8 protein-coding genes are annotated in these 6,981 nt (G+C 58.6%); 6 read left to right on the top strand and 2 right to left on the bottom strand.

The features are described from left to right. From ACM6IT_RS03855 to ACM6IT_RS03845, 3 genes are all read left to right on the top strand, one after another. Positions 1-277, top strand: a 277-nt coding sequence (locus tag ACM6IT_RS03855) for a DUF3313 family protein (protein ID WP_414917547.1), incomplete at its 5' end; no start/stop codon positions are given. Between the two features lie 63 nt (positions 278-340). Then, a complete protein-coding gene (locus ACM6IT_RS03850; RefSeq protein ID WP_056723691.1) occupies positions 341-769 on the top strand; it encodes a hypothetical protein in 429 nt (142 codons plus the stop codon). Positions 770-786: 17 nt separating this feature from the next. Continuing rightward, on the top strand, positions 787-1,245 hold the full coding sequence (locus ACM6IT_RS03845; RefSeq protein ID WP_056723693.1) for a glycine zipper 2TM domain-containing protein: 459 nt from the start codon (positions 787-789) through the stop codon (positions 1,243-1,245). Between the two features lie 311 nt (positions 1,246-1,556). On the opposite strand, the gene ACM6IT_RS03840 is transcribed toward ACM6IT_RS03845, so the two are convergent. Then, positions 1,557-2,249: a winged helix-turn-helix transcriptional regulator gene (locus ACM6IT_RS03840; protein WP_409079400.1), complete on the bottom strand. Its 693-nt coding sequence runs from the start codon at positions 2,247-2,249 to the stop codon at positions 1,557-1,559. Positions 2,250-2,352: 103 nt separating this feature from the next. Here ACM6IT_RS03840 and ACM6IT_RS03835 point away from each other — a divergent pair, with 103 nt between their 5' ends. Further along, positions 2,353-3,294: a carbon-nitrogen hydrolase family protein gene (locus ACM6IT_RS03835; RefSeq protein ID WP_056723695.1), complete on the top strand. Its 942-nt coding sequence runs from the start codon at positions 2,353-2,355 to the stop codon at positions 3,292-3,294. A gap of 71 nt (positions 3,295-3,365) precedes the next feature. Continuing rightward, positions 3,366-3,800 (top strand): GFA family protein, encoded by a 435-nt coding sequence (locus ACM6IT_RS03830; RefSeq protein ID WP_414917546.1) that lies wholly within the window; start codon positions 3,366-3,368, stop codon positions 3,798-3,800. Between the two features lie 56 nt (positions 3,801-3,856). On the opposite strand, the gene ACM6IT_RS03825 is transcribed toward ACM6IT_RS03830, so the two are convergent. Further along, entirely contained in the window at positions 3,857-4,381 is a 525-nt protein-coding gene (locus ACM6IT_RS03825) for an RNA polymerase sigma factor (protein ID WP_056723700.1), read from the bottom strand. Between the two features lie 320 nt (positions 4,382-4,701). On the opposite strand from ACM6IT_RS03825, the gene ACM6IT_RS03820 reads away from it, so the two are divergent. Then, positions 4,702-6,783: a TonB-dependent siderophore receptor gene (locus ACM6IT_RS03820; RefSeq protein ID WP_236709726.1), complete on the top strand. Its 2,082-nt coding sequence runs from the start codon at positions 4,702-4,704 to the stop codon at positions 6,781-6,783. Positions 6,784-6,981: the final 198 nt, after the last annotated feature.

Genomic DNA, 6,981 nt, shown 5'->3' with positions numbered 1-6,981 from the left:
GAACGCCGAGAACGAAGGCATGAAGTGGTATGAAGTGGTTCCCATCGCGGCCGTCGTCGGCGCAACCCAGGCCGCCACCGGCCACCGTGACCAGGACACCACCCTGTTCATCGAAGCCGAGTTCGTCGACGCCAGGAGCAACCAGACCGTGGCCAAAGTGGTGCGCAAGGTGTTCGGCACCGAACTGAAAAACGAAAGCCAGCAGATTACCGCCAAGGACTTCAAGGCGGCGATCGACAAACTGAACGCCGATCTCTGGGCATTCATTCGCAGTTGAGCCTTGGAGTTACCGCCGGCAGACGTTGGCGGTTCGATAATCCTCACGCAAAGGAACGCTGACATGCATCTCTATTCATCGCTGCAATTTTCAAGATTGCAAAGACCGTTACTTTTCGCAGCGCTCATCGCCATTGCGCTTGCATTAAGCGCTTGTGCATCCGTGGACGCGCAGACGACTGCTTACGTCGGAGTCGAGCATCCCGCACCGACCTTGCCCAGTGAAGTACAGGTGTTACGTACAGAACCGACGCGTCCCAATGTGCGGCTGGGAGAAATCCTGATCGATGCCACAGTCGACCCCGCACCGCCCATTACTGAGGTCGAACAAAAGTTACGTGAAGAAGCCGCCAAACTTGGCGCAGACGCGGTAGTCGTCGTCTACGATCACATTCAGCCGGTCGCCGCCTATGTGACAGGCCCACTTTGGAACCGTGATATTGAAACGATCCAGGGACGTAAGCTGAAAGGCATTGCCATCAAATACCAATAACAACGAGGTGCACAGCAATGAAAGCTATTTTGTCCTGGCTGACGGTTACGTTGGTGACTGTGCTGATCAGTGCTTGTTCCGCCGTAGGATCGACCGATGGCGGCGCCGGTGAAATCGAGATTCGCTCAGGGAAGATCGAGCAGATCTCGCTAACGCAGATGCAGACCAATCACGACTCCGGTGTCGGCGCTGTACTCGGTGGCCTCGGCGGCCTGGGAATCGGCAGCCTGATCGGTCATGGCACCGGACGTGATGTCGCCATGGTTGCCGGGGCTCTCGCCGGTGCGGTTGGCGGTAATTACGCAGAGAAGAAAAAATATGACCAACCGATAGAGGCGCAACAGATCATCGTGCGGGTAAACAGTGGCGTGCTGGTATCAATTACCCAGCCGATCAATCCATCACTGAATAAAGGCATGAAGGTGTATATCCAAGGCTCAGGCAATGATGCCCGAGTCCTACCGCAGGGCGGTTAGATTCACTTGAATCTTTAGGGTTGCCCTGGTCGGTATGTGTTCTGATGTCAAGGCCCGGAGTGCAGCATTCATCTGCACCAGCAACAGCCAGCTTTGTGTGCTGCTTGCGAGCCAAACAACAGGCTCTGGTACTGAAGCATGATCTTCATCGCGCTGCATATAAGCACCGGTCAAGTGAATAGCCCTGGGTTAAAGACACTCGATGCCAGTTTCTGGCCGATTTCTATCGGCCCCACTGGCAGCTTCACGCCCTCCGCGACAGGCAACAATCACCCATATACGGACGGTCAAACGCTTACTTTTCTCGAAGGCTACAAAGGCTGGACTGCAGCGCTCCGGGTACCGGCGAACGCACTCGTGCCAAGCCAGCGCCACAAGTTTTCCGCATCCCGCACAGCCCCGTCTACACGCAGCTCTCGCGACTGAAGAACCTCCCTTGGTGTGCGGTCGCCGGTCCACACCTCGGTCAGCGCGCGCACGCTAGAGTCCACGACGAGCGTGAGTTCGCGTCCGGGGTCGTCGCGGCACAAATCTGCCACACCATGTTCGACCACAAGCCACCACTCTTGCTCGCCGGACCGCGCGTCGCGGAACTTGAAGTGGATGACCACCGACCGGGACGGGAACATCTCGATGCGCGCGAACCGGCGCACGTCCCACATGAGCAGGCCCGCGTCGAGTTCGTTATCGCGAAGGCGACTGCCGATCCAGCGCGCGCCCCAATGCCCTAGCGCCATGATGATGGGGCGCAATTCCTCGCCTGCCTCGGTCAGGCTGTACTCCCAGACTTTGCCTGCGGCCGTGCGATGTATGACACCGATATCTTCCAGGTGGCGCAACCGCTGTGTCAGCAAGCTGGTGGACATCCGTGGTACGCCACGGTGCAGTTCGTTGAAGCGCTTACTGCCGCATAGCAGCTCGCGCACGACCAAAGGCGTCCAGCGCTCGCACAGTGCTTGCGCACCGCGCGCAACAGTGCAGAACTGACCGTAGCTTTCATCCATCGCCTGTACTCCGCAACTACAACGCTTCAGATTCTGAACTAGTCTTGCGACTTCGCCACGTGCACGCTCAAACCTCCGAAAGCCACCGCCTCAGGAGAACGCCATGACCAAGATAGCCATCATTCAGCGGCCGCCAGTGCTGCTCGATCGCAGCGCGACGATCGCCCGAGCCGTGCAATCGGTCGCTGAGGCCGCGGCGGCGGGAGCCTCGTTGATTGTTTTACCCGAATCGTTCATTCCAGGTTACCCGTCGTGGATCTGGCGGCTGGCGGCGGGAAAAGACGGGGCTGTCATGGGCCAGTTGCACACGCGCCTACTGGCCAACGCCGTCGATATCGCGAACGGTGACCTGAACGATTTGTGCGAGGTCGCCTGCGCCAACGCCGTGACAATCGTATGCGGCATCAATGAATGCGAGCGGCGTAATGGAGGTGGCACGCTCTACAACAGCGTAGTCGTTATCGGTACCAACGGCGAAGTGCTCAACCGGCATCGCAAGCTGATGCCAACGAACCCCGAGCGCATGGTCCATGGTTTCGGTGATGCGTCAGGGTTGCGTACGGTCGATACACCCGTCGGCCGCATTGGTACGCTCATCTGCTGGGAAAACTACATGCCTCTGGCGCGCTATTCATTGTATGCCCAAGGGGTGGAAATCTACGTCGCGCCCACGTACGACACCGGCGAAGGCTGGATCAGCACGATGCGTCACATTGCACTCGAAGGTCGATGCTGGGTGCTCGGCAGTGGCACCTCGCTGCGCGGCAGCGACATTCCCGATGACTTTCCGGCTCGCCTGCAACTGTTTCCCGATCCGCAAGAGTGGATCAACGACGGCGACTCGGTGGTGGTCAACCCTCAAGGCCGGATCACAGCCGGTCCACTGCACCGAGAGGCAGGCATTCTGTATGCGGACATCGACGTCTCACTCGTGGCGCCAGCGCGGCGGGCGCTCGACGTCACCGGGCACTATGCGCGCCCTGACATTTTCGAGCTGCAGGTACGACGCACGCCGGCGACAGCGGTGCGCTACATCGACGAGTGAAGCGAACCAACGCTCAGGCGATCCATCCCAACTTCGGCGGTATGGGTAACAACTGATGAAGGAGTCATTCCATGAGCATTCAAAAGTCTTACAAAGGCAGTTGTTTTTGCGGCGCAGTCGAGTTCACCGTCAGCGGTGAGCCGGCCGCAATGGGCTATTGCCATTGCCAGTCGTGTCGACATTGGTCGGCAGCGCCGGTCAATGCCTTCACGCTGTGGAAACCCGAGGCGGTGCAAGTGACTCGGGGAGCGGACAACATTGGCACCTACAACAAGACACCGCAGAGTTATCGCAAATGGTGCAAGACTTGCGGCGGGCACGTCTTCACCGAACACCCAGGGATGGGGCTCATCGACGTGTATGCCGCTGTCATCCCGGATCTCGCGTATTCGCCAGGCGTTCACGTCCACTATCAGGAGGCCAGGCTGCGCATCAAAGACGGGTTGCCCAAGCTGAAGGATGTCCCCTGCGAATTAGGGGGATCGGGCGTCAGCGTGGACGAATAGCACGGGCAACGATTGATGTGATCGGGCGGCGGTTGCGGGCGCAAGTGGCGCCGGGTCTATTCTGAGCGCGTCGAGAATGTGCGCTCCAGTCGCCTGCGACAGTGTCGCATGCCTTTGGCGATCTGCTTTTCGATGGTGCCTTCCTTGATATCCAGTTGCATGGCGATCTCACGCATGGTGAATCCCTCGCAACGGGAGAGCAGAAACACTGCGCGGTATTTCTCCGGCAGATCGTCTAGTGCATTGGACAGTATTTCCAGCTCCTGACGAATACCGGCAGCCTTGTCCGGGGATGACAACGGGCACTCGATCGCCTCCGCCAACTCGCTTTCGCCGAAGTAACGACCATGGGTCGTGTCCTGTCGTTGCTTGTCCAGCAACAGATTGGTTGCCGTGCGATAGAGGTAGGCCAGCGGGTTGTCCGGCTGCTTTGTCGAGTGCCTGGCAGCGCGCAGCCAAGTCTCTTGAACGATGTCCGACGCAATGAACGATGAACCCGCTCTGCGCTGGATATAGGCCTTGAGCTCCTCATAGTGGATCTCTACCAGCCGGGTCAGTGTTGGAGATTTACAGGAGGCCATCAGCGGGAAGCGATCTTGTCAGGGGATGTGCCGGACGCTATCACATTTGATATGCAATCTCAAATGCGTATAGATCCCATTTCATACCTGTTAATACTTGCGTATGATAGTTATTCTCAATAAAACCAGATCATATGTGAGTCCGCATGTCCGCCCTAGCTCTCCTGTGTGCACAAAACTCCGTTACCCCGCGCTCGCCCCTGGCACTCCGGCCTCTGGCCCTCGCCGTGCACATGCTTGCAGTCGGTATCACTGTCGCTGCTCCATCTCTACAGGCGGCGCAACAGACTGATCAGGCCGAGGCTGGAAGCTCTTTGACCTTGGCGCCCATCGCTATCACGGAGACAGCCACTCAAGAGCGAATCGGCGTCACTGAAGATACCCACTCCTACACCACTGATGCAGCGCGCACGGCCACACCATTGAGCATGTCGCTGCGCGAAACCCCGCAGTCGGTCAGTGTCGTCACCCAGCAACGCATTCAGGACCAGGATCTGCGTACGATCCTCGACGTGGTCAACAATGCCACGGGTGTGTCGGTCAACCGCTACGAGACCAGCCGGGCACAGTTCAACGCCCGCGGTTTTGAGCTCAACTCGCTGATGATCGACGGTGTACCGACCATCTTCGAGCAGCCATGGAGTTCGGGGGAGATTTTCAGCAGCCTGGCCATGTACGACCGCGTTGAAGTGGTCCGTGGCGCCAACGGCTTGATGACCGGTGCGGGCGACCCTTCCGCGTCCCTCAACATGGTACGCAAGCGCGCCTACAGCACTGACCTCAAGGGTTCGGTAGAACTGAGCGCCGGCACATGGGACACCTATGGCGTCGAGGCCGATGTGTCCACGGCGTTGAACGAGGAAGGCACCATTCGTGCGCGGCTGGTCGGGGAGACCAACGAGGGCGATACCTGGATCGACATGAACGCCAACAAGCGCCAGACCCTCTACGGCACGATGGACATCGACCTGACGCCCGACACCACGCTGTGGTTTGGCTTGAGCCACCAGGAAAACAACGCCGATTCGCCGATGTGGGGCGGCCTGCCGGTCTGGTACGCAGACGGCAGCCGGACAAACTGGAGCCGTTCGAAGACAACCTCCGCCAAATGGAGCAAGTGGGACACCACCTACGACACCTATTTCGTCAATCTCGATCACACCTTCGCCAACGACTGGCAAGTCAATCTCAGCTACAACCGTGGCGAGCGAACCGGCGACTCTTCCCTGCTGTACCTCTCTGGCAATCCAGGCCAGAACGGTAGTGCCGGTATGTCTTCGTTCCCGGCGACCTACAAGACCAAGACCACCCAGGACGACTACGGCATCCGCTTCAATGGCCCGTTCTCGCTGCTGGGCCGCGAGCATGAAGCGGCCTTTGGTTATGTGGACAGCAAGCAGAAATTCGATGCCGATGCACTCAACGCGCAAACCGGCTTTGACGGTGTTGCCAACTTCGATGCCTACAACGGCGATTTCCCGGAACCGGTCTGGGGCCCGCGGACAGACTACGGCTACAGCGAGACCCGGCAGAAAGGGCTCTACGCAGCGACCCGTTTGAACGTGACCGACGACCTGAAAGTGATTCTTGGCGCGCGTGAGAGCTGGTACGAAAAGACCAGCGATGACATCTACTCAGAGGTGAGCAAGATCGACGTCGATCACGAACTGACCCCTTATGCGGGCATCGTCTACGACCTCACCGACAACCTTTCGGCCTATGCCAGCTACACGGAAATCTTCCTGCCGCAGTCGGTACGCGACAGCAGTGGCCAGCAATTGGAGCCCATCGTTGGCGAGAGCAGTGAAATCGGTTTGAAGGGTGAGTACTTCGGTGGCCGCCTGAACGCCTGCGCTGCGATTTTCCAGATCAAGCAGGATAACCTGGGCCAAAGCACCGGCGTGCTGATCGATCCTTCGAACCCCGCCGGCGGTTATGCCTACGAGGCCAGTGAAGGCGCAACCAGCAAGGGCTTCGAGCTGGAAGTGTCCGGCGAACTCGCGACCGACTGGAATGCAACAGTGGGTTACACCCAGTTCACCGCCGAAGATGCCAAGGGCAACGACGTAAACACCCTGTATCCGACCAAGCTGCTGCGTACCTTTACCACCTACCGCCTGCCCGGTGTTTTCAACAGGCTGACCATCGGCGGCGGGGTCAACTGGCAGGACTCGATCTACACCTACGCCACCAACCCGGCAGGCAACTCCGAGAAGATCCAGCAGGATGCCTATGCCCTGGTCAACCTGATGGCTCGCTACGAGATCACCGAAAACCTTTCGGCGCAGGTGAATGCTGACAACGTCACCGACGAGAAGTACTTCGACATCTTCGATGCCTATGGTGCCCTGACGTACGGTGCACCGCGCAGTATCACAGCTTCAGCGAAGTATCGCTTCTAAGGCACCAGGCGGGTCGGCGCAGTTCACTGCTGCGCCCAGTGACCCGACGAAAACTCAAGCTCGCACCAGATTGGCCAGCAACACCGAACCTTCCAACGCCTGGCGATTTGACTGCGAGCAAGTCATCAGCCATCCATCACAGTATTTTCACATCCATTGGAATACGGTGGATCCAGCTCCTTTTGTGTTTTCCAGCCC

This window comes from Pseudomonas sp. IT-P4 (assembly GCF_949767755.1).
GTDB classification, from domain to species: Bacteria; Pseudomonadota; Gammaproteobacteria; order Pseudomonadales; family Pseudomonadaceae; genus Aquipseudomonas; species Aquipseudomonas monachiensis.
The sequence above is the reverse complement of the archived record's forward strand: the minus strand, read 5'-3'. Positions and strand labels throughout refer to the sequence as shown.

Coding starts and splice junctions, on each gene's coding strand:
- ACM6IT_RS03830 (WP_414917546.1), top strand. CDS start 3,366: ATGAGCATTCAAAAGTCTTACAAAGGCAGTTGTTTTTGCGGCGCAGTC.
- ACM6IT_RS03845 (WP_056723693.1), top strand. CDS start 787: ATGAAAGCTATTTTGTCCTGGCTGACGGTTACGTTGGTGACTGTGCTG.
- ACM6IT_RS03825 (WP_056723700.1), bottom strand. CDS start 4,381: ATGGCCTCCTGTAAATCTCCAACACTGACCCGGCTGGTAGAGATCCAC.
- ACM6IT_RS03835 (WP_056723695.1), top strand. CDS start 2,353: ATGACCAAGATAGCCATCATTCAGCGGCCGCCAGTGCTGCTCGATCGC.
- ACM6IT_RS03850 (WP_056723691.1), top strand. CDS start 341: ATGCATCTCTATTCATCGCTGCAATTTTCAAGATTGCAAAGACCGTTA.
- ACM6IT_RS03840 (WP_409079400.1), bottom strand. CDS start 2,249: ATGGATGAAAGCTACGGTCAGTTCTGCACTGTTGCGCGCGGTGCGCAA.